This is a genomic window from Allofrancisella inopinata (assembly GCF_012222965.1).
GTDB classification, from domain to species: domain Bacteria; phylum Pseudomonadota; class Gammaproteobacteria; order Francisellales; family Francisellaceae; genus Francisella; species Francisella inopinata.
Genome location: NZ_CP038241.1, coordinates 1,112,820 through 1,134,377 on the forward strand (window position 1 = coordinate 1,112,820; position 21,558 = coordinate 1,134,377).

A 21,558-nucleotide genomic window follows, 5' to 3' on the forward strand; every position below is an offset into this window, starting at 1 on the left:
TTATTTAAAAAATGCCTCTAGAATAATGCTATCTTTACAAAATAGTTCTAACTTAAATTTATCGTTATAATTTATAACTCCAACACCTTTAGGTGTACCAGTCATAAGTAAATCATTCTCACATATAGAAATGTTATTATTCTTTAGAAAGTTAATTATCTGATTTGGCTTATAAATCATTAAATCATAACTGCCCTCTTGGATTAGTTGGTTATTTTTGTATGCCTTAAAACTTAAAAAAGGAATATCTAGCGTTCCAATTTCCACAAAATCACTAATCACTGCACTACCATTAAAACTTTTAGCCAACTCCCAAGGTAGACCTTTTGATTTAAGTTTTGACTGCAAATTTCTATCAGTTATATCTAATCCTAGCCCTACTGCTTTAATTTGAGATTTACCATCAAAAGCAAACACTATTTCACATTCGTAATGTAACTCTCTACCAGAAAGTAGTTTTAATGATCTAGCTACGCTAGAATTTGGCTTTATAAAAATAACAGGATTATCTGGAATCTCATTATTTAATTCTTGGATATGTTCTACATAATTTCTACCGACACAAATCACTTTTGATTTAGAAGTATCTATTTTTTTTACCATTTTTATCTATAGTTTAAAATCTTCTCCTAAATATACTTTTCTTACAGTTTCATCTGCTAGTACTTCCTCTGGCGTACCTGATGCTAACATATTCCCAGCATTTACAATATAAGCCCGTTCACAAATATCTAATGTCTCTCGTACGTTATGATCTGTTATAAGTACTCCTATACCTCTATCTTTTAGATGTCTGACAACTTCCTTAATTTCAATCACTGAAACAGGATCAACACCAGCAAATGGTTCATCCAACAGAATAAATTTTGGATCCATAGCTAAAGCTCTAGCTATCTCAACACGTCTTCTTTCACCTCCAGAGAGACTCATACCTAAACTTTTACGAATATGCTGAATACTGAATTCATCCAAAAGAGAATTCAAATTTTCATTAATCTGGTCTCTTGTCAGCTCTTTTCTTGTTTCAAGGATAGCTACTATATTATCCTCAACACTAAGTTTCCTAAAAACAGATGCTTCTTGTGGTAAGTAGCCCAGTCCTCTTCTTGCACGTAGATGGATAGGCATCTTAGTGACATCTTCTTTACCCATACGAACTTTGCCGCGAGTTGCAGCTACAAGGCCAACTATCATATAAAAAGATGTCGTTTTACCAGCACCATTTGGTCCCAACAAACCTACAATTTCACCTGTTGAAACTTTCATTGAGACGTTATTTACAACCCACCTTGAGCCATATTTTTTACCTAATCTTTTAGCTTCTAAAGTATATTTTTCCATTCCTAATCTCATATCCTTCTGCTTATGACAGAATATTTTCTGAATCGTCAAAACTAGAAGTTTTAACTGTACTACCACTACTGACTTTTTTATTCTTGTTATACTCACTAATAGGTTTTAACCCTGTATCAATCTTAGTTTCACTCTGAACACCATCTAAGATTATTTTAGAACGTCTATCTTTACTACCAGGAATAGCTACAAGATCATGATCCATATCATAATTAATTTCTCGACCCTTATAGTGGTTTTCATTCTGGTTAATTACAGCATCTTCAAAAAGCTCAAGACTCTTTTTAACGACGTTGTAAATAATCTTTCTAGCTACCCCGTTTAGTGGTCCTTTGGTTAGCTTTTTACTTTTTTGGTAAGCTTGATCTGAATTAGTTGGGAAGGTATAAAATTGAGATAATTCACCATCCATTGATTCCATAGTAAGAGTTTGAACTTTACGGTCTTTATCTAGTTCCATAACAAGTTTTTGACCTGATATGAAATTACACTCCTGCTCATCTGCACATAGCTCTTTTGCTTGCTCAAACCATTGTTGTTGTAATTCTTTAAAAGGAATTGCTTTATTCCTAGTAAAATAAACGATATTTGTTTTGGTAGCTTTGGTAGTTTTAGGCTTCTTACATAAAATGTGCTTATTATGAATCTGCATTACAAAAACATCTCCATAATATGTAAGAGTTTCTTTATTGCTATCGTAGGTAGCTTTATCAGCACATATTGTAAGAGGACCGTATTCTTTGAGAATATTATCAGCACCTGTATCTTCTTTTTCATCTGCTACTGCTGCGCTACCTTCTTGAAGAGGTATATTTTGATTAGAAATTGAATGTAAACTATTATCTGCTAGGCTAGAAGAATCACTATAACCAGACAAGAAAATACCTAAAACTCCTAGAGCTACTAGTACGATCCTAGCTTGACGCATAGTAACTCCTTACGTCTTTCTTAAAATTAATAACCTTAGTATCTGAGTTTCCAACTATTCCTATACCTGTGGTATTATTTTCCGTGTCAGGATCATACACTTTGACAAATTTATCATTATAATAATCATGTGTTTCTGTATCATAGTACATTTCTGATGATTTTATATATATTTTCTTTGGTAGATATTTACCATCTGCATCTGATGTCTGTTTAGTAGAATTTTCCCCTGAATCTGCTTGCTGATTTTTTGTAAACAAAATAGCATTAACTCCGTCAAATAAATGTATCAACTCATTATTATCTTTTTTCTGTGAAAAACCTTTAGGCGCTTTTACTCTCCAAGTCTCATCGCCTGTTTTCTCATCATAACTAGTTTCTATTAAATTGGTCATTTTAATATCTTGATTGACATATTGTTCTAGTTTTTCAGTAATAAAATTTGTAGTTAGTTTACCATCATCATTATAATTATTATAATGAAAGTTAAATGCTGTTAGCTCAACGCTACTTGAAGGTGAAAATTCTTTAGGATCGCTACCGCCCTGAACTGCTTCAGAATAAATGAATATTGTACTAAAAACCACAATCACTATCGCAAACACATTAACAAGCAGCGAATATTTAGTAAAAAACTTCATATTTCTATTTCATGCCACCATTTTCAATGTAATTTTCAATAACCTTATTATAACAACCAAGATTCTTTAATAAATATTCACAAAACTCTCTAACAGCGCCAGCACCACCTTTACTCTGACAAATATAATCAGAGTAGTTTTTAACTAAGTCTATACAGTTTGATGGGGCTGCGGAAATACCAGCTTGCTTCATAAGAACTATATCAGGAAGATCATCACCCATATAAGCTATGTTACAGTCATCTAGCTGATACTTTTCCTTTAAAGCCTGGTAAGCACTAACTTTGTTTTTTTGCCCTTGAAATATATCCTCTATATCAACACCCAAGCTTGTAAACCTATTAATAACTATTTGTGATTCCTTACCAGTAATTATCGCTATTTTTATACCAACTTTTTGTAATAAAACTAGACCTAAACCATCTTTAACATCAAATAATTTTGTTTCATTACCATCATTTGACAATATTATTTTTCCATCAGTCATAACACCATCAACATCAAAGATAGCTAAACGAACATTTTGATAAAATTTATTATTTTTCATTACTTACCTATAAAAAGAACTTATATATTCAATAGAAATATTACCACAAATAGAAAAAAGACAAAAACAGTAAACGTGAAGTTTTAGACATTAATACCAATTCCAACATAAATGGGACTGTTCAGCAAGTGAAAAAGCGACTACAAATTTAGCAAAGTTGTTAATAGCCATCAAAGTTAACTATCTCTAAATGCTCCATTTGGGTTTGTAAAAACATTTCACCTATAGCTTTAAACTTTATGGGGATATCAGTCACATAAAATTTATGATCTCGTTTAGATTGCTTGTGGTTTAGTAAATTGTTTAGTTTTAATAAATTTTCAAGCATTCTGCTAGCCTGTAGTGAAGGATCTATAAGTTTTACAGAACCCAATTCAATAGCAATATTATTTTTGATAATAGGATAATGTGTGCAACCAAGTATCAAAGCCTCTAGAGATTTATCATGAAAATACTCTAGATACTGTTTAGCTACTAAAGTTACGATTTCACCATTTATAAAACCCTCTTCAATCATTGGCACAAATAGACCACAAGCTTTAGAGTAAACTTCTGCTTTAGGATTTAGCTTATGAATCTCTAACGCATAAGCATTGCTATTTATCGTAGCTGGTGTAGCTATCACACCAACATTACTTAAGTCTGCTACTAAACTTACACCTGCACTTATTACATCTATAACTGGTATATCACCAGCTATTTGTTTTACAGTATCTTTAGCGATAGCAGAAATAGTATTACAAGCAATAACAATAGCCTTAACTTCTTGATCAATTAAAAACTTAGCTGTTTGAGCTGCAAATCTTTGAATAGTCGCCCGAGACTTTGTACCATAAGGGATCCTTGCAATATCTCCAAAATAGATTATATTTTCATGTGGTAATATATCCATAAGGTTTTTAACAACTGTTAAACCACCTATCCCGGAATCAAAAACTCCTATGGGTCTATTGTTAATCATTTATTTTTTCTCAAGCTTTTTGATAATTTTTCTACGTGAGCGAGTTGGCATTTTTTCAAGATATTGTTCTTTTGCGTTAATAAAAGGTAATAAATTTTCTAAAGATAAAACTGCTTGGTTAGCATCTTCTGCGATAAAATTATCACTTAACTGCACTTCTGGATTAGCAAATATTACAACAGTAACTACAGGGATACCTTTTATATAAATTCTTTGATTATAAAGGTAGGTTTGTAGAACTTTTTTCTGTGCAAAAGTTTGCCTAATCGGGTTTTTAATAGTTTTTGCATAAGTTTTGTTATTTTGCGAAATTTTTTCCACTTGCCATCTCTCTGCCATATTTTCAACCTTAATATAACCTCGATTATTTTTAACCTCTACTATATATATCGCTTTTCTAGATATAACGAGAAAATCTAACTCTCTATTGCCTATCGTAGATTTATCGTCCGGTAAAACTATTCTATTAAAAAGTACATAGTTATTATCTAATTTTTTTAACTCATTTAATACGACCGATTCCCCTTTGGCACCTGATATTATGATATCTACAGGATTATTATCTTTTGTTATTAAGAAAAAAAATATAAATACTATAAAAGCAAGTGTTACTGCTATCTGTAATGATTGGTTTACAAAATCTATATTGCCAAGATATAAATTAACTCCTACAATAAAACCACACAATATAATGGAGGCATATAAACTTTTGCGTGCTCTAAACCAATAATTTTTAAATCTTACCCAAGTAAAGCGTAAAAAAAGCCGGTCCTTTTTTAATTTATTCTCTATTGCCATAATCCATCAATAATATGTTTTCACAACTCTATAAATCTCTGCTTTATCTTAAGTATCTTGTCTCTAACTAAAGTAGCCTGCTCAAACTCAAGCTCTTTTGCATGAGCTTTCATACGTTTTTCTAGAGCTTTTATAATTTTACTAGCTTCAGTTATACCTAGTATAGCCGAAACATCAACATCATCAACACTTATCCTGCTGTTATTTTTGTATTCTCGTTTTTGCATTTCTGGAGAGCTGTCTAACATATCATCTATATTTTTTACAATTGTTCTAGGAATAATATTGTTCTTCTTATTATACTCATCTTGTAGCTTACGTCTACGTAACGTTTCATCCATAGCCTTTTTCATAGACTTAGTTACAACGTCTGCATAGAGTATTGCTCGACCATTTTCATTTCTTGCGACTCTACCTATGGTTTGTATAAGAGATTTTTCTGAACGTAGAAATCCTTCTTTATCAGCATCAAAAATAAGTAATATACCCACTTCAGGCATATCTAATCCTTCCCTTAAGAGATTAATACCTACTAGCACATCAAATACCCCTTGACGTAAATCATGGATAATTTGCACACGCTCCACAGTATCAATATCTGAATGCAAATACCTTACATTAACATTATGTTCTGACAAATATTCTGTTAAATTCTCTGCCATTTTTTTAGTCAGTGTAGTTATCAAAACTCTTTCATTACTAGCTACAGCCTTATTTATCTCAGATAAAGCATCTTCAACTTGAATTACTACTGGTCGCACAAATACTTCTGGATCTAACAGTCCTGTTGGACGAATCACTTGCTCAACTGTATTTTGAGATCGCTCTAATTCATAAGTTGCTGGAGTTGCTGATACATATATCGTTTGAGGTAACAACCTCTCAAATTCTTTAAATTTAAGAGGTCTATTATCTAGAGCAGAAGGAAGTCTAAAACCATAGTTTACTAAATTTGATTTACGTGAAAAATCACCTTTTTGCATACCTCCAAACTGTGGTAATGTCACGTGAGACTCATCAACTATTACAAGAGCATTTTCTGGTAAATAGTCCAAAAGCGTCGGTGGTGGGTCTCCTGGATGACGTCCAGATAGCAACCTAGAATAATTTTCAATACCAGTACAGTAGCCTAGCTCTTGAATCATCTCGACATCATATTTTGTTCTTTGCTCTATCCTTTGAGCTTCAAGTAATTTACCCTCTTGTTCAAAATATTTAACTCTTTCTTTTAATTCTTTTTTAATTTCCTCTATAACTATATCTTTACGCTCTTTTGAAGCTACATAATGAGTACTTGGAAATATTGTTGCTCTATGTAAAGGTTTAATTTTTTTTGAGGTTAAAGAATCTATTATACTTATTGCTTCTATCTCATCATCAAAAAACTCAACTCTAATAGCGTCTTTTTCAGAATCTGCTGGAAAAATATCTAGTATCTCACCACGCACACGAAAACTACCGCGACTAAAATCCATATCATTACGCGAATATTGCATTTCTACTAATTTGCTTTGTGCCTTTTTTATATCCAGAGTTTCACTAACCTTTAAATGCAAAAGCATTTGCATGTATTGTTCAGGATCACCTAAACCATAAATTGCAGATACAGTAGCAACTATAATTACATCATTACGCTCTAGTATAGCTTTAGTTGCGGATAAGCGCATTTGTTCAATATGCTCATTTACAGAAGAGTCTTTTTCAATATATGTATCTGATGCAGCAACATATGCTTCTGGCTGGTAATAATCATAGTATGAGACAAAATACTCAACAGCATTATCTGGAAAATATTGTTTCATTTCTGAATATAGTTGTGCAGCTAGAGTTTTATTATGAGCTAAAATTAAACATGGTTTCTGTGTTTGATTGATTACATTTGCCATAGTATAAGTTTTACCAGAGCCTGTTACCCCAACTAGTACTTGATGTTGCAAACCATTGTTTATGCCATTGACCAAAGACTTTATTGCCTCTGGCTGATCACCACTAGGGCTATATTTAGTAACTAAATTAAATTTGGCCATTTAAAAAAGATACTCCTCTAACTCATATAGTAAAGAATGTTGTTCTTCTGTCAGCTCTTGTGTTTCTCTTAAATGTTCTATTTCTTTATAAATCTCTTCTAAAGTTACTCTTTTACGAGCTTTATGATCTACTAAAAGGTCCTCTTCTTCTAAACTGACTATTTTATTTAAATACTTTTGAAATTCATATTGAGCTTTCTCTGGTAACTTAGAAAAATCCAACCTACCAATTATTCGCACAGCTCTATCATAATAACTTTTTGGTAATTGTGATAGCATTTGTGCTTTTTGTGTAACAGCTAAACTATGAAACTTATCACAACCCTTCTCATCAGCAGTAGTCATAAAATCACTTTGGTAAATAGCAGCGTCTGAATCAATATTTTCTATTTCCGGATACTTATACTCTAAAACATACTCAACAAAACTAGCTAAAATCTCAGGATTATCCTTTATAAATTCTTTATTTGCTTTTATAAGATCTAGCCTTTGCTGCGGTAACTTGCCAACAAAGCGAGTTTTAGCTGGGAGAATAACTGGTATATCTCCCCACTTTTTAGCAATAGTTAATCTCCAATGTTCAGCCTCTAAACTACCAAACTCCTCTATAAAATCACTAAACAAATAACTATCTAAACGTAGAAAAATTTCTTGGTTTTTGTAGTGACGATGTTGACCTAAATCTAAAATAGCTGACATGAAATTACTGCTATAGCCAAAAGTGCCACTTATAGCTATAGCCTGCTTGTAATGCGTATTATTTATACTAACACCAATATCAAGCTGATTCAAAACTTGCTCGTCGTTTTGCTTATTAAATCTATCTAGTAAAAACTGCCACATTTTAGGATTAGCTTTTTTGAGTTTTTTTGCTAATTCAACCGTTACTAGAACATCTGTAATAGCATCGTGAGCTCGACCTTCACTATACAGATTATTTACTACATTTAAGTTTTCAAGTTTTAAAGAAACTTTATCATTGCCTTCTTCATCTACTATTTTAGGCCACTCTAAAGTCTGGTTAAAAAACAAATGATAACAAGCAACTATTGGAAATAAATCCGCTCTAAAGCAGCCATTTTTATACTGATGAGTATATGGGGGCAACATATTCTTAAAAAAAGCGAACCTTAAAAACTCATCATCAAACCCAAGTGTATTATAACCTATGCTAATGGTTTCTGGAGTATTAATTATTTTATGGATTTTTCTAACAGCCTGATACTCTGATACACCCTGTGAGTTAGCTTGAGCTATAGATATATGATGTGTTATCGTAGCTGTTGGAGATGGTGTAGTGTCAGGATTTAATTTTACAAAAAAGTTAAACCTCTCAATTTCATTAAAGTTAAGGTCAGTTCTAACAGCTGCAAACTGCAAAATCTGATCAAAAGAGTTATTAATTCCACTGGTTTCTAAGTCATAAAATAGAAATGTTTGATTATTATACATGTTAAGATTCAAATACAAATTTAATTAATCTTTCTGTATTAAAATTCTATCATACCTAATTGTTAGTTTTTCAAAGTTTTTTTTGAGCTGACTGTTTGTGTACTCTACCAGGTCGGTATATAGCTCGTTATTATGCTTTTTTTGCTCGATAAATAAAGCTCTATAAGTTTTCAAATTTATTAAAAGTTCATCCATAAGCAATATCATTTTTTTATATTCGTAGTATTTTTTATTAGAGGAAAATTCATATTTAGCATTGACAAGCATTTCACTGAGTTGTATGTTTTTTTCAACTAAAAAAATTAATTTTCGGTTGGGAACATTTCTGTCAACATTATTGAGTATTTTCTTAAATTCCCCATAAGTTATATACATTTCTTTGGTAAAAATATTCAAAAACTTTTTACCTCTAGTCAAAAACGTAACAAGCACAATACAAATTGTACCGATAGCCACACTTACTATTCTTACAATAAAAAGCTCATGATCCCAACCCACAAATAAGCCAAAGAACATTACCAAATATATATGTATAAAAAATACGCTTGTAGCATAATTTAAAAACATAGTATAAATATACAATGTCAAAGCCAAGCCACAAAATACAGCTATAGTTATAAAACTAGCCATACTGTTATTTATCATAATCTTCTGGGTAACTAAGAGTAAAACTGATCCTAATGACGTTCCAAGGATAGAAAATATAATAATAGCTTTCGCCCTGGTGTATATAACGCTAGTGCTAGTACTTGCTGCAACACTTATAACTGCAATTACAACCCAATATATTCTATCCTTAAACCCATGCTCTCCAGTAAAATTAAAAACCCCATAGCTCACAACCAAACCCAATGAGGCTGCTATTAAAACCCTATATGCCAATAAAGTTGTATCAGAAAGCTTATCTATAAACCTATTTTTAAATAAGATCATAATAAGCCTCTTTGATATTTTCTAAACTAGTAAATATATCATCTAAAAGCAATATACTATCAAAAAGCAATTTCTTTTTTTGACGGTCTTTTTGATACTTTTCAATGTAAGCAATCTCAAGTTTATACTTTAGGTAATCAATTTCTTTTTTCTTCTCTTCTAAAGTATTAGGTTCTTGTTGGAATTGGAGCAATAAAGCTAGAGTTTGTTTAAAAATTTTTTCCAAACTTTCTGCTAAAACCTGTGCTTCAGAAGCGTCCTTAAAACCTAGCCGTATATAGCCTAAACTTATTTTTTTATAAGTCAGTATAAATTTAGCTGCTAATCTATTAAATAGTATTAAATTATGACAAAAATAACGCCAGTTATCTTGAGTGTTCTTACGCATAAACATAAGCCCATGAGACTGTAATGAAATTATATTATTCAACTTACTATGGCTTACCTCTAAAACTCTAGTTTGAGTGAATCTTCTATACTTTGCTTTCTCAAATGTGTCTAGATAGCTTTTTACGAAAATATTAAAAAACTCCCTAACAATTTTTTCAATACCACCTGAATTAATAAGCTTATAACGACTAATAAGTAAAATATAAAAAGCAAATCCCACTAATAATGCCGCTAGAGTAAAACTTAAATGATTGTAACTAGCCAGAGGAAACCTAATAAAACAGATACATGCCATTACTGCAATCATGATTGGGAAAATAGTAAATGTATCCCCTAATCCACGCACCCAAAACCCCAAAAAGACTACAATTATAATCAGCATAAAGTTATCTTCAAAAACATTATGCACATATGGTGATATGTTTAAAATAAGAATTGCACTTACTATGTACCAGAAAAATGCTTTTCTTTTTACTTCTATATTACCAATTAGTACGCTAGCTGCTAAATTTGCTATAAATAAAATTGTGATAACGATCAAATTTTTGTCAAAATTAAAAGTTGCAGCTATTATCAAAAACGTAAAAAATATAATTGCCGACTTGATAGCTCCATCTTGAAAAATTTTTATAGGGTCTTGATCAATATATTTATGGTAAATCTCACTAACCTTTAACATTTAATGGTTTAAACCTCAAACTACGACCCTTATTACTATGCTATAGATTATATTGCAAAAGCATTTTAATTAATATTACTAGAATGGTTATTTTCACATAAAAATGTAGTAGAATTTAGACGATATGGATATTACTATTTTTCTTATAAAATGATTTATAAAAATACTTATGATGTAATAGTTGTTGGTGGCGGTCATGCAGGTGTCGAAGCTGCTACAGCCTCTGCCCGTATAGGAGCAAAAACACTACTTCTAACCCATAATATAGACACTATAGGACAGATGTCTTGTAACCCCGCTATCGGTGGAATTGGTAAGGGTCACTTGGTTAAAGAAATAGATGCTATGGGTGGTGTCATGGCAAAAGCTATTGATATGGCAGGGATTCAGTTTAGAATTCTTAACTCGCGTAAAGGTCCTGCTGTTAGAGCAACACGCGCCCAAGCAGATAGAGTTCTCTATAAACAAGCTATAAATACCCTTGTTACAAATCAAGAAAATCTTGATATATTTCAAGATTCTGTAGATGACGTTGTGGTAAATAATGACATTATCTCTGGAGTTATAACTAAAACTGGCATCACATTTAAGTCTAAAAAAGTGGTTTTAACGGTTGGTACATTCTTAGGCGGGAAAATTCATATTGGTAAAGTATCAAAATCAGGGGGGCGTGCAGGCGACCAACCGGCTAACGCTTTAGCTGCTCGTCTTAGAGCACTACCATTTAGGGTAGATAGACTTAAAACTGGTACTCCTCCGCGTATTGACAAAAGAAGTGTTGATTTTAGTGTTATGGATGTTCAGCATGGTGATACTCCTACTCCTTATTTTTCTTTTTTTTCTAAAGGAAAAATACAACACCCACAGCAAATACCATGCTATATAACTTATACAAACCATAAGACTCATGAAATAATCACAAATAACCTTGATAAATCAGCCATGTATGGTGGGATGATAGAAGGCATAGGGCCTAGATACTGTCCCTCTATCGAAGATAAGGTAGTCAGATTTGCAGAAAAAGAAAGACATCAAATATTTGTAGAACCTGAAGGTTTAGAAAGTATTGAACTATATCCAAATGGTTTATCTACTAGCTTACCGTTTGAGGTGCAATGTGAATATATCCGCTCTATAAAAGGTTTTGAAAATGCTTTTATTATGCGTCCAGGGTATGCTATAGAATATGATTTTTTTGATCCTCGCGACCTTAAACCAACATTAGAGACAAAGTTTATTAAAAACTTATATTTTGCTGGTCAAATAAATGGTACTACTGGATACGAAGAAGCCGGCGCTCAAGGTTTAGTTGCTGGTATAAATGCTGCCATAAGTATTGATAATGATAAAGCATGGTACCCTACCCGTGCTAATAGTTATATTGGTGTACTTATTGATGATCTTATAACTAAAGGTACTAAAGAGCCTTATAGAATGTTTACTTCACGTGCTGAATATAGACTAATATTGCGTGAAGACAATGCTGATCTACGTTTATCAGATATAGCTTGCCAATTAGGTTTACTAAATAATGAAGATCAAAAAACTTTTATTGATAAGAAAACTACTATCAATGAGCAGATAAATTTTATGCAAAATACATGGATAGGTCCACAAACACAAAAAGCACGTGATTTAGAGAAATTTCTAGAGAAAAAAATGACCAGAGAAAGTACGCTTTTTGATCTTTTAAAACGCCCTGAGTTGGATTATAAAAAGTTACAACAAATACCTGAATTAAATTTAAATCTAAACGATGAAGCCGTTATAGAACAAATCGAAATATCTGCTAAATACTCTGGCTATATAGAACGTCAAAATAAAGATATTGCTAAATTATCGATTTTTGAACAAAAGAACATTCCAGTAGAGTTTGATTATTCTCAAGTTAAAGGATTATCAAATGAAGTCTTACAAAAACTTACTGAACAAAAGCCAACCACGTTAGGAGAAGCTTCACGTATTCCAGGGATCACTCCTGCAGCGATATCGTTACTAACAATATATATGAAAAAAACTGGTTTTATAAAATAAGGAGTTTAGATGTTTAAACATACTTTTAAAATAATCCTCCTATTGTTATTTATTATAAGCCTTTTTTCTTGTGCTACTAGACAAAAATACATAGACCAGCAAAAAGCCTGGATTGGCAAAAATATTGATCAATATATGAAAGTATTTGGTTACCCTGAAAATGTAATAAGCGTTTCTCCTAACCCAAATATCCAAACGTATGTCTACATACGCACAGCTGTTAACCCAGAAACTCCAGCTCTAGCTGGCTCAGCTGTTAACAGTTTAGTTATGGCTAATAGAGATCCTCAATTTGTACAGTTTGGTGCTCTTAAGTGTACTACTTGGGTTTCTATTGATAAAGATACCAAACTCATAAAAAATATTACATTTCGCGGTAACTACTGTGCAACTAGAAACTAATTTATAGGTTAGGTAAATGAACATAAAACAAACATACGCTTCCCTTCTAGTAGGATTCATTTCAACAGCAACTTGCTTTAGCTTTGGCTTTTTTACAACTGTTTTTAAATATAATGGGCTTGAATTTTTTTATGCTTATATTATATTTTCTATACTTTTATCTTATCCAATGAATTTGGTTGCTTTTTATATAGGCAAATTTCACCCAGAAATTAATACATACTCTAGTCTAGTAAAATATATCATTGGTAGCTCAAAGTTTAGGTCTATTAGTATTTTATTTACAGGTACTATAGTTATATTGCTGACACTAATACTTTTCAATACTGCTACATACCTATCAGATCTTATCAGCAGTGTTTACACAAATACTTTAGATGTTAGTACAAACTTAAACTTGACAGCGTTAAGTATTACATTTATCTGTATAACAATACTCTTCGTCCCAGCTTTAAAGACAAAAAACTATATTAAAAGGTTTTTCAAAGCCTTAGCTTTTGCGGGCTTAATTCTAGTTATAACTACTGTTTTAATAATTATATACACCTCACCACATAGTTTAATTGAATTTAAAAACTTCAATACCGCAGATAGCCAAATAAACACCTTAAACAACATGCTAGTAATGGCTTTAATTTACGCCATATTAAGTAACTTTATTTCTCTAGCACTTTATAAAAATGTGCTAAATACTATTAATATCAATTTTAATAATTTAAAAACTATTTCTTTTAGCAGTACCTTTTATAATGTAATATTTTCTTTACTAATTTGTATGTTTATATATGCTACTTTAGGAAACTATGGTATTTTTCTACAACCCATGGATGAGGTATGTCTAATCACTCTTTTAACTTAATAAAGCAAAATTCTTTTATAGTTTATATCTTGCTTGAGACTACTTTTATTCTATTTAATTTAATTGTAATGATTTCGATTCTAGTCTACATTACGAAAATAACTAACAAATTTTATATTAAGTTAGCAATTAGTATAATTGCTCTACTAATTACTACAAGCTTGATCCTTCAAGGCGTCGCACATGTTAGTTTTTCAAAAATGTTTACTCTTCACCTTCTTATAGCATTTATTTTCTTTTTTGATGTTTTTATAGTAGGCTGGATTTATGATGCACAAAAACTTAGTTACGAGATCCTAAAACATACAAACACAAAACTATCCCCTATGTTTAATATTATGCTAAGGATCATTATTCCTTTCGTTTGTTTATACACAGTAGCTGGCTATATCTTTGTGTGTAAATCAGTGATATTACAAACGTTAATAGCTGTAATTTTCATGATTATCTACATAACAACAGGTATAATATTCAACAAAGTTTTTAATAAGAGAAAGTTTTAATATGTTCTTTAATAAAAAAAATAATCAAGACGAGTTAAAAAAGCTTGTAGCTATTGAAGCTGCTAAATTAATTACTCCAAATATAACCCTAGGTATTGGCACAGGTAGTACAGTTAAGTTTCTTATAGAAGAGCTTGTTAACTATAAAAATAAAATTGCACACATAGTGTCTAGCTCCGAAGATACTACTGAAAAATTAAAGAAACTAGGCTTTGATGTAGTAGATCTTAACTACGCTGGGGAAATTGATTTATATATAGATGGTGCGGATGAATGTAATGCTTATAAAGAGCTTATTAAAGGCGGGGGAGCTGCTTTGACACGTGAAAAAATATGCGTCGCTGCTGCAAAAAAATTCGTATGTATTATAGATGAGTCAAAAAAGGTTGAAATTTTAGGTAACTTTCCTTTACCAATAGAAGTAATACCTATGTCTAGAAGCTATGTGGCTAGAGAAATAGTAAAACTTGGTGGTCAGCCAGTCTACAGAGAACAGACTATCACAGATAATGGCAATATAATCTTAGATGTACATAACTTAAAAATTGATAACCCTATAGAGCTAGAAACTAAGCTTAACCAAATAACAGGAATTGTCACTAATGGTATTTTTGCATTAAAACCAGCTGATACTGTTATTATGGCTAAAAAAGATGGTGGGATCGGGATTTTTTAAAGTATTTAAGTCTCCAAGAGCCATTCCAAATAAGAATCGTCTTTTTTAAATATAGCATTATCTGTAGCACGCTTCTGAGGGAGAATCTTAAACAAACGCTCTTTAAACTCAGGGGTATCAAAATACTTAAATAATTCGGTAACTGTCATTTGCATCTTTTCAACACAAAAAAAATCTTCAATATCCATATGACATTTAATTATAGATTTTTTTGGATAAAGTGGCCCAATTTCTCTTATATTAGGATTTACATAATTTCTTTCTATATTAAATGCTTTTGCTCTTAAGTCTCTATAAGATAGGAGGCGATTATCTTTAAACATTAAATAACGAAGTTCTCTATACTTATCAGAATTTAATAACTTAAGTAGTTTCTCACCCATTGAAGTAGTATGTTTGGGATGGAAAAAACCGCTTTTTTGTTTTATACAAGCAATTTTGCATAATCTAGAAAGTTCTTGAGATGAATCAAATTTAGTATTTGTGTCGATTAGAGTTATTTTTTCTTGGTTTGTGCTGGAATTTTCTTTGTAGGAATCCACCAAGTCTTGTCTAAGCAACATAAGTAACTCATTGTGTTGTAACATTGGAGATTTTTCTATTATTGAGCGCCTTTGTTTTCTAGTATCCTCATTTGGTTTAAATGTAAAAGCTTTTCCTTTAAAACCAGAGCCTAGGCTTGGTTTTATTGTCTCTTTACATTCCCTCATTCGGAGCTGACCGGTGCTATTCCACCACCATTGTTCTTTATAATAAAATTCATGTTTTCTTTCGTTAGGAAGATTTATTAATCTCTCATGTAATGATGCGAAGAAGACGTCTGAAGGTGGTTGATTATCTTCTAATATTATTGCTGTCTCTTTAGATAAATCATACCCGCAAATAATTATAGCTTTATCACCACTTTCACCATAAAAAGAGTTTCTTTCGACCCCACCACATAAAAGTAAAGGTATACTTTCATTAATATTCTCTTCTACTACTCTTAGGAAATCATAAAAATTTTGACAATCATGCTCCTGAGTATCATATCCAAGTAAGCGTCCTATTTCAAGTATTTGCCTCCTTTCTAACAGTTCACCTTGGATAGAACCTAAATATTTTCTAGAGATTTCTCGTATTGATAAAGGAAACTTTTTATCTTTATGGAGAGGGATGATCTCAGTCCACTTGTTTTGCTCAACAAAATAATTATCAATACAAGCTATAGCAGCGGTTTTATAGTTAAAACCAGGGTTCAATATAGGTTGCATACGCAATGATTTTATCATATTAAAAATTTCAAATTAGGCTAACTTTTAAAAAATTCTAACATTTAAAATAACTTAAGTAAAGTATAATTTTTATTTTAATGAAACCGTGGCATTGGTTTAATAACTAAAAGTTTATTGAGTGCTAATTTTTATTAAAAAAAATATATGATAATTTTTTTAGTATTCTGCCTCTAGAGTTGAGTTGTTATTTGCTAACAACTTTTTTAATTAACAAAGGCACCGTCGCTAATATTCCTAAAATACTTAAAGCCACTATAAGTTCTTTGTCTAAAAAACTTCCATCATGAGTACTTAGTTTCTGACTAACATAGGTACCAATCCATACATATATAAATGTAATTGGAATAATGCCAATCAAAGTGGTAAAAAAGAAAATACTATTTTTAACTTTTAAAATTCCAGCTAAAATATTTGGTACAAAAAACGGTATAGGTAGCAATCTTGCTAAAAATAGTACTGTAATAGGATGGCTCTCTACTATACCTTTAAACTTAGATATTAGCTTATATCTAGGGTTTTTAGAGACTTCTCCCCAACTATATTTTATAAACATAAAAGCTAACATACCACCAGTTGTAGCAGATACTAAAGATATAATAAAACCAAACCACAAACCAAAAAACAAACCGGCTAATATTTTTAAAGCTGGTTTTATTGGTATAGAGAAAAAAACTGTTAATACATAAATACACCCAAACATGAAAATAGCTTTTGTGAAGTGAAGATCTACATAACTTTTAAAATTTTTATATATACCTACAAGCTCATCAAAAGAAGAATATTTAGACCCATTAAATAAAAAAAATAAAACTAACCCTCCTACAAGAAATAGTAGTAAAAGAAACCTTTTAAAAAAAGTTAAATAATGAGAATTCACAAAATAGGATTACTATAGAAAAAAGTTAATTCAGATAATAAAAATATAAACTCAGAACTAAGCTAACGCGGCTTTTGCTTTTTCAACTACAACAGCAAAAGCATCTTTGTTGTATACTGCTAGTTCAGCTAGTGCTTTTCTATCTAGCTCAACACCAGCTTTATTTAAGCCATTTATTAATTGGCTATAGCTCATATCGTACTGTCTTGCTGCGGCATTGATACGAACAATCCATAAAGATCTAAATGTTCTTTTCTTAACTTTACGATCTCTATAAGCATATTGACCTGCTTTAATTACAGCCTGTTTAGCTACTCTATATACTCTTGAGCGAGCTCCATAGTAACCTTTTGCTTGCTTTAAAACTTTCTTATGACGTGCACGCGCTGTTACGCCTCTTTTTACTCTTGACATAATCTAATTCTCCACTTTAAAAATTTTATACACAAACCTAAGCATAAGGCATCTGTTGAACTAAACTAGCAGTATCAACTTTAGCTACTTGATTCATACCTCTTAAATGACGTTTTCTTTTAGTTGTCATCTTGGTATTGATATGAGCACGATTTGCACAACGGTGTTTAAAACCACCTTTACCTGTCTTTTTAAAGCGTTTAGCTGCACCACTTTTTGTTTTTAACTTTGGCATATTTAAATACTCCGCATTGTTAAGTTATTTTTATTACATCTGTTTTTTCTTTGGTCCTAAAACCATTATCATCTGGCGACCTTCCACTTTAGGTTGGTGTTCCACTACGCTATGTTCAGCTGCATCATTTGCCATACGGTTAAGCATTTCAACACCTAACTCTTTATGTGACATCTCTCTACCTCTAAATCTAAGCGTAACTTTTACTTTATCGCCTTTTTCTAGGAACTTAATCAGGTTGCGTAGTTTTACCTGATAGTCTCCTACATCAGTTACAGGTCTAAGTTTTATTTCCTTGATCTGCATCTGCTTTTGGTTCTTTTTAGCTTGTGCTTTTTTCTTACTCTGTTCAAATAAGTGTTTACCATAGTCCATCAAACGACAAACTGGTGGCTTAGCATTTGCTACCATTTCAACCAAATCAACATTAGCCGCTTCAGCCAATGCTAAAGCTTCATTGATAGATACAACTCCAATTTGCTGGCCATCAACTCCTATTAAACGCACCTCTTTAGCTTTTATTTGCTCATTTATAGGTGCTTTTTTTTCCGCTTTAATAACTATTTTCCTCCAAGAAAATTATTTTTTTATTTCTACCTGTTCTTTTAAGAAAACACAAAAATCCTCCATTGACATTTGTCCTAGAGTTTCACCATTATGTTTTCTCACAGTTACAATATTTTGCTCTAACTCGTTTTTACCAAGAACTACCAGGTAAGGAACACGCAACAGAGTATGCTCACGTATTTTAAACCCTATTTTCTCATTTCTCAAGTCTATTTTCACCCTAAAGCCTCTTTTTTCAAGAGCTTCAAACACATGACTACAATATTCATCTTGCTGATTACTAATTCCCATCACAACAACCTGAGCTGGAGCTAACCATAACGGTAAATTACCAGCATAATGCTCTATTAACATACCTATAAACCTTTCTAGAGAGCCAACTATTGCTCTATGTAACATTATCGGAGTTTGTTTATCACCATTGTTATCAATATAGGTTGACCCTAATCTTTGCGGCATTGAGAAATCCACTTGTATTGTTCCACACTGCCAACTTCTACCAATAGCATCTTTTAAGTGAAATTCTATTTTAGGACCATAAAAAGCACCTTCTCCTGGCAATAATGTATATTTAACATCATTTCCTTGTAAAGCATTTTTTAAAATCTGCTCGGATTTATCCCATATTTCATCACTACCAATTCTATTATCAGGTCTTAAAGCTATTTTTACTTCAAAATCATCAAAACCAAAATCTTTATAAACTTCAAAGCATTGTTTTACCATTAAACTAACTTCGCTTTCAACCTGTTCAGCTGTACAAAAAACATGTCCATCATCCTGAGTAAAGCTTCTGACTCTAAGTAGCCCATGTAAAGATCCAGATGGCTCATTTCTATGTACCACACCAAACTCTGCCATTCTTACAGGTAAATCCCTATAGCTGTGTAACTTGGTATTATAAACTTGCACGCACATAGGACAATTCATAGGTCTAATTGCAAAATCTTTATTCTCTGATTTTGTTGCAAACATGTTTTCAGCATATTTAGAAGCGTGCCCCGATTTTTCCCACAAACTAAAATCCGCTATCAACGGTGTACGTATCTCTTTACAACCATATTTGTTGTTAGATTTCCTCATATAGTCTTCTACTTCACGCCAAATCCTAACACCATTATCATGCCAGAATGCAATCCCAGGGGACTCTTCTTGAAAATGAAATAAATCTAAAGCTTTACCAATTTTACGATGATCACGCTTTTCTGCTTCTTCAAGCATGTGTAAATATTGGTCTAGCTCTTCTTTAGTTGCCCAACATGTACCATAAATTCTTGTTAGCATTTCATTATTAGCGTCACCACGCCAATATGCTCCTGCTATTTTAGTTAATTTAAAAGCTTTTAGCATGGAAGTATTTGGAATATGTGGACCTCTACACAAATCACTAAAGTCACCTTGAGTATAAATCTTTAAATTCTCGTCAACAATGTTATTAATTATCTCAACCTTATAACTTTCATTTTGTGAATTGAAAAAATCTATAGCTTCTTGTTTTGAAACCACCCTATAATCAATTGGTATAGATCTCTTAACAAGCTCTTTCATTTTGTTTTCTATTTTTTCAAGATCAGACTCACCAAGAGATTCTTTGAAAGAAAAGTCGTAATAAAAACCGTTCTCTACTACTGGACCTATAGTTACCTGCGTTTCAGGATATAGTTGTTTAACAGCATGAGCTAGCAAATGAGCACAAGAGTGGCGTAATATCTCTAATCCTTGAGTGTCTGTTAGAGTAACGAGCTTTACTTTACTATCTGTAGTTATACCATCCTTAGCATCTCTTAACTGCTCATCAACATAAGCAGCAACTGTGACTTTTGCTAAACTTGGGGATATAGATTTAGCTATTTGTAATGAATTAACCCCTTTTTCAAATTCTCTAATCGAGTTATCAGGAAATGTAATTTTTATCATAATTGTTTTCTTCTTATTTTTATAAAAATGGTCACCAATCAAACATGAAAATTAATTATATTATATAGGTATGATTATGTAAATTTTTATAAACTATATGTGCAAAATTTTAACTCAACAAAATTTATAAATACTATCTAATACCATATTTGCCAATAGCCACTGCTATTGCCTGCACATCAAAAACTTAAATTAGTCATAAACTCCTTTGGGATAAATGCAACAATTTATGTTGGAATTGGTATAAAGTGTTAAAACCCAGAAAAGCACTGCTTTTCATAAGTTTCTGAAGAAAAAGAAAGGTTATTGAGTACATATATATGCTAAACACACTACTAAAAACTTTTATACTTGGCTATGATACTTTCCATAAAATACCTAAAAAGTGTGTTATGAGCTTAAAATCTAGAGCAATATCATTTTTCATACTCACTTTAACAGCATCTTCTATAGTAACCTTATTTATTAAACTTATGGGGCTAAGCTTTACAAAAGAAAATTTAGGCAATTTACTCACAGCAGTATCAATTACTTCTGGATTCAATCTACGCACTGTTATGAATATAAGCTCGTCAAAAAACATAAAAAATCAACCTGGTTTTAAAACATTAGAGTTTTTCATAACAATATCTAACCTAGCAACGTACATAACGTTCTTATCATATATAGGATTAACATTAGCTAGTGACAAGGTATTTAAGATCGTATCAACAAACACTTATGCTTCTTTTTTATTATGTTTTTTTACTATACTGAGTATTGCATTTATACCTTTTTTGATAATTATAATTAAAGATTATTAATTGCATAAAACTGTAAGATTAATAGCAATAGCCAATCTTGATAGTAATTTCTTTTTTTATGAAGTTTTTTGAAAAGAGAAAAAGATAATAAGCGTTAATTATTCAACTTTTAAATCGCTCTCTCTAAGTTTACAAATAATTTAAAGATTGTACCAAGTGTAGCATTTCTAAGTATAGGATATTAAAAAATAATATTTTTTATATTTTTTTATATTTATTTTATATATAGTTTACTTATAAAATAATATCTTGACTTTGATATAATGCAGCCAATTATAATTAATGAGCT

General features: G+C 31.4%; 23 protein-coding genes. 4 read left to right on the forward strand and 19 right to left on the reverse strand.

All coding sequences use genetic code 11. The features are described 5' to 3' along the window. The 11 genes from E4K63_RS05070 to E4K63_RS05120 all read right to left on the reverse strand — a co-directional run bounded on the left by E4K63_RS05070 (window position 1) and on the right by E4K63_RS05120 (window position 10,708). Window positions 1–603 carry a fumarylacetoacetate hydrolase family protein gene (locus E4K63_RS05070; RefSeq protein WP_133940351.1) on the reverse strand — a complete coding sequence of 201 codons (603 nt, stop codon included), beginning with the start codon at window positions 601–603 and terminating at the stop codon, window positions 1–3. A gap of 6 nt (window positions 604–609) precedes the next feature. Continuing rightward, window positions 610–1,341 carry an LPS export ABC transporter ATP-binding protein gene (lptB, locus tag E4K63_RS05075; RefSeq protein WP_133940530.1) on the reverse strand — a complete coding sequence of 244 codons (732 nt, stop codon included), beginning with the start codon at window positions 1,339–1,341 and terminating at the stop codon, window positions 610–612. 22 nt (window positions 1,342–1,363) lie between these two features. Further along, entirely contained in the window at window positions 1,364–2,281 is a 918-nt protein-coding gene (locus tag E4K63_RS05080; protein WP_133940353.1) for an LptA/OstA family protein, read from the reverse strand. Beyond that, window positions 2,268–2,921 carry an LPS export ABC transporter periplasmic protein LptC gene (gene lptC, locus E4K63_RS05085; RefSeq protein ID WP_133940355.1) on the reverse strand — a complete coding sequence of 218 codons (654 nt, stop codon included), beginning with the start codon at window positions 2,919–2,921 and terminating at the stop codon, window positions 2,268–2,270. The genes E4K63_RS05080 and lptC overlap by 14 nt, the downstream gene beginning before the upstream one ends. Window positions 2,922–2,925: 4 nt before the next feature. After that, window positions 2,926–3,468 (reverse strand): KdsC family phosphatase, encoded by a 543-nt coding sequence (locus E4K63_RS05090; protein WP_133940357.1) that lies wholly within the window; start codon window positions 3,466–3,468, stop codon window positions 2,926–2,928. A gap of 160 nt (window positions 3,469–3,628) precedes the next feature. Further along, window positions 3,629–4,429, reverse strand: a complete 801-nt coding sequence (murI, locus tag E4K63_RS05095; RefSeq protein ID WP_133940359.1) for a glutamate racemase — start codon at window positions 4,427–4,429, stop codon at window positions 3,629–3,631. Beyond that, window positions 4,430–5,227, reverse strand: coding sequence for a nuclease-related domain-containing protein (locus E4K63_RS05100; RefSeq protein WP_133940361.1), 798 nt, complete (start codon window positions 5,225–5,227; stop codon window positions 4,430–4,432). Between the two features lie 20 nt (window positions 5,228–5,247). After that, the gene (gene uvrB / locus E4K63_RS05105) at window positions 5,248–7,254 is read right to left on the reverse strand and encodes an excinuclease ABC subunit UvrB (protein ID WP_133940363.1); all 2,007 of its coding nucleotides are present in this window, start codon (window positions 7,252–7,254) and stop codon (window positions 5,248–5,250) included. Beyond that, window positions 7,255–8,706 carry an exodeoxyribonuclease I gene (locus E4K63_RS05110; RefSeq protein WP_133940365.1) on the reverse strand — a complete coding sequence of 484 codons (1,452 nt, stop codon included), beginning with the start codon at window positions 8,704–8,706 and terminating at the stop codon, window positions 7,255–7,257. Between the two features lie 24 nt (window positions 8,707–8,730). Beyond that, window positions 8,731–9,639, reverse strand: a complete 909-nt coding sequence (locus E4K63_RS05115; protein WP_133940367.1) for an FUSC family protein — start codon at window positions 9,637–9,639, stop codon at window positions 8,731–8,733. Beyond that, window positions 9,626–10,708: a hypothetical protein gene (locus E4K63_RS05120; RefSeq protein WP_133940369.1), complete on the reverse strand. Its 1,083-nt coding sequence runs from the start codon at window positions 10,706–10,708 to the stop codon at window positions 9,626–9,628. Before E4K63_RS05120 ends, E4K63_RS05115 begins: the two co-directional genes overlap by 14 nt. 150 nt (window positions 10,709–10,858) lie before the next feature. Between E4K63_RS05120 and mnmG the strand changes: the two genes are divergently transcribed. The 4 genes from mnmG (at window position 10,859) to rpiA (ending at window position 15,182) form a co-directional block, all read left to right on the forward strand. Further along, window positions 10,859–12,742 carry a tRNA uridine-5-carboxymethylaminomethyl(34) synthesis enzyme MnmG gene (mnmG, locus tag E4K63_RS05125; protein ID WP_133940371.1) on the forward strand — a complete coding sequence of 628 codons (1,884 nt, stop codon included), beginning with the start codon at window positions 10,859–10,861 and terminating at the stop codon, window positions 12,740–12,742. A gap of 9 nt (window positions 12,743–12,751) precedes the next feature. Next, complete coding sequence (locus E4K63_RS05130; RefSeq protein WP_133940373.1) at window positions 12,752–13,144, forward strand: hypothetical protein; 393 nt, start codon at window positions 12,752–12,754, stop codon at window positions 13,142–13,144. Window positions 13,145–13,160: 16 nt separating this feature from the next. Further along, complete coding sequence (locus E4K63_RS08235; RefSeq protein WP_244947440.1) at window positions 13,161–14,003, forward strand: hypothetical protein; 843 nt, start codon at window positions 13,161–13,163, stop codon at window positions 14,001–14,003. Between the two features lie 504 nt (window positions 14,004–14,507). Continuing rightward, entirely contained in the window at window positions 14,508–15,182 is a 675-nt protein-coding gene (gene rpiA / locus E4K63_RS05140) for a ribose-5-phosphate isomerase RpiA (RefSeq protein WP_133940376.1), read from the forward strand. Between the two features lie 5 nt (window positions 15,183–15,187). Here rpiA and E4K63_RS05145 read toward each other — a convergent pair whose 3' ends face one another. The 8 genes from E4K63_RS05145 to E4K63_RS08300 form a co-directional block, all read right to left on the reverse strand. Then, complete coding sequence (locus tag E4K63_RS05145; RefSeq protein WP_133940378.1) at window positions 15,188–16,453, reverse strand: hypothetical protein; 1,266 nt, start codon at window positions 16,451–16,453, stop codon at window positions 15,188–15,190. Between the two features lie 187 nt (window positions 16,454–16,640). After that, window positions 16,641–17,333: a TVP38/TMEM64 family protein gene (locus tag E4K63_RS05150; protein WP_133940380.1), complete on the reverse strand. Its 693-nt coding sequence runs from the start codon at window positions 17,331–17,333 to the stop codon at window positions 16,641–16,643. A 57-nt stretch (window positions 17,334–17,390) separates the two neighbouring features. Beyond that, window positions 17,391–17,747 (reverse strand): 50S ribosomal protein L20, encoded by a 357-nt coding sequence (rplT, locus tag E4K63_RS05155; RefSeq protein WP_133940382.1) that lies wholly within the window; start codon window positions 17,745–17,747, stop codon window positions 17,391–17,393. A 37-nt stretch (window positions 17,748–17,784) separates the two neighbouring features. Next, window positions 17,785–17,982: a 50S ribosomal protein L35 gene (gene rpmI, locus E4K63_RS05160; RefSeq protein WP_003034330.1), complete on the reverse strand. Its 198-nt coding sequence runs from the start codon at window positions 17,980–17,982 to the stop codon at window positions 17,785–17,787. Between the two features lie 33 nt (window positions 17,983–18,015). After that, the gene (gene infC, locus E4K63_RS05165; RefSeq protein WP_279586412.1) at window positions 18,016–18,540 is read right to left on the reverse strand and encodes a translation initiation factor IF-3; all 525 of its coding nucleotides are present in this window, start codon (window positions 18,538–18,540) and stop codon (window positions 18,016–18,018) included. Between the two features lie 21 nt (window positions 18,541–18,561). Continuing rightward, window positions 18,562–20,466: a threonine--tRNA ligase gene (thrS, locus tag E4K63_RS05170; protein WP_133940387.1), complete on the reverse strand. Its 1,905-nt coding sequence runs from the start codon at window positions 20,464–20,466 to the stop codon at window positions 18,562–18,564. Between the two features lie 355 nt (window positions 20,467–20,821). Continuing rightward, window positions 20,822–21,049 (reverse strand): hypothetical protein, encoded by a 228-nt coding sequence (locus E4K63_RS05175; protein ID WP_133940389.1) that lies wholly within the window; start codon window positions 21,047–21,049, stop codon window positions 20,822–20,824. Window positions 21,050–21,055: 6 nt separating this feature from the next. After that, a complete protein-coding gene (locus E4K63_RS08300) occupies window positions 21,056–21,184 on the reverse strand; it encodes a hypothetical protein (RefSeq protein WP_279586411.1) in 129 nt (42 codons plus the stop codon). Between the last annotated feature and the right edge of the window lie 374 nt (window positions 21,185–21,558).

Excerpts from the sequence above, each read along its gene's own strand:
- E4K63_RS05070 (WP_133940351.1), bottom strand. The coding sequence starts at position 603 with ATGGTAAAAAAAATAGATACTTCTAAATCAAAAGTGATTTGTGTCGGT.
- lptB (WP_133940530.1), bottom strand. The coding sequence starts at position 1,341 with ATGGAAAAATATACTTTAGAAGCTAAAAGATTAGGTAAAAAATATGGC.
- E4K63_RS05080 (WP_133940353.1), bottom strand. The coding sequence starts at position 2,281 with ATGCGTCAAGCTAGGATCGTACTAGTAGCTCTAGGAGTTTTAGGTATT.
- lptC (WP_133940355.1), bottom strand. The coding sequence starts at position 2,921 with ATGAAGTTTTTTACTAAATATTCGCTGCTTGTTAATGTGTTTGCGATA.
- E4K63_RS05090 (WP_133940357.1), bottom strand. The coding sequence starts at position 3,468 with ATGAAAAATAATAAATTTTATCAAAATGTTCGTTTAGCTATCTTTGAT.
- murI (WP_133940359.1), bottom strand. The coding sequence starts at position 4,429 with ATGATTAACAATAGACCCATAGGAGTTTTTGATTCCGGGATAGGTGGT.
- E4K63_RS05100 (WP_133940361.1), bottom strand. The coding sequence starts at position 5,227 with ATGGCAATAGAGAATAAATTAAAAAAGGACCGGCTTTTTTTACGCTTT.
- uvrB (WP_133940363.1), bottom strand. The coding sequence starts at position 7,254 with ATGGCCAAATTTAATTTAGTTACTAAATATAGCCCTAGTGGTGATCAG.
- E4K63_RS05110 (WP_133940365.1), bottom strand. The coding sequence starts at position 8,706 with ATGTATAATAATCAAACATTTCTATTTTATGACTTAGAAACCAGTGGA.
- E4K63_RS05115 (WP_133940367.1), bottom strand. The coding sequence starts at position 9,639 with ATGATCTTATTTAAAAATAGGTTTATAGATAAGCTTTCTGATACAACT.
- E4K63_RS05120 (WP_133940369.1), bottom strand. The coding sequence starts at position 10,708 with ATGTTAAAGGTTAGTGAGATTTACCATAAATATATTGATCAAGACCCT.
- mnmG (WP_133940371.1), top strand. The coding sequence starts at position 10,859 with ATGATTTATAAAAATACTTATGATGTAATAGTTGTTGGTGGCGGTCAT.
- E4K63_RS05130 (WP_133940373.1), top strand. The coding sequence starts at position 12,752 with ATGTTTAAACATACTTTTAAAATAATCCTCCTATTGTTATTTATTATA.
- E4K63_RS08235 (WP_244947440.1), top strand. The coding sequence starts at position 13,161 with ATGAACATAAAACAAACATACGCTTCCCTTCTAGTAGGATTCATTTCA.
- rpiA (WP_133940376.1), top strand. The coding sequence starts at position 14,508 with ATGTTCTTTAATAAAAAAAATAATCAAGACGAGTTAAAAAAGCTTGTA.
- E4K63_RS05145 (WP_133940378.1), bottom strand. The coding sequence starts at position 16,453 with ATGATAAAATCATTGCGTATGCAACCTATATTGAACCCTGGTTTTAAC.
- rplT (WP_133940382.1), bottom strand. The coding sequence starts at position 17,747 with ATGTCAAGAGTAAAAAGAGGCGTAACAGCGCGTGCACGTCATAAGAAA.
- rpmI (WP_003034330.1), bottom strand. The coding sequence starts at position 17,982 with ATGCCAAAGTTAAAAACAAAAAGTGGTGCAGCTAAACGCTTTAAAAAG.
- thrS (WP_133940387.1), bottom strand. The coding sequence starts at position 20,466 with ATGATAAAAATTACATTTCCTGATAACTCGATTAGAGAATTTGAAAAA.
- E4K63_RS05175 (WP_133940389.1), bottom strand. The coding sequence starts at position 21,049 with ATGTTTTTTGACGAGCTTATATTCATAACAGTGCGTAGATTGAATCCA.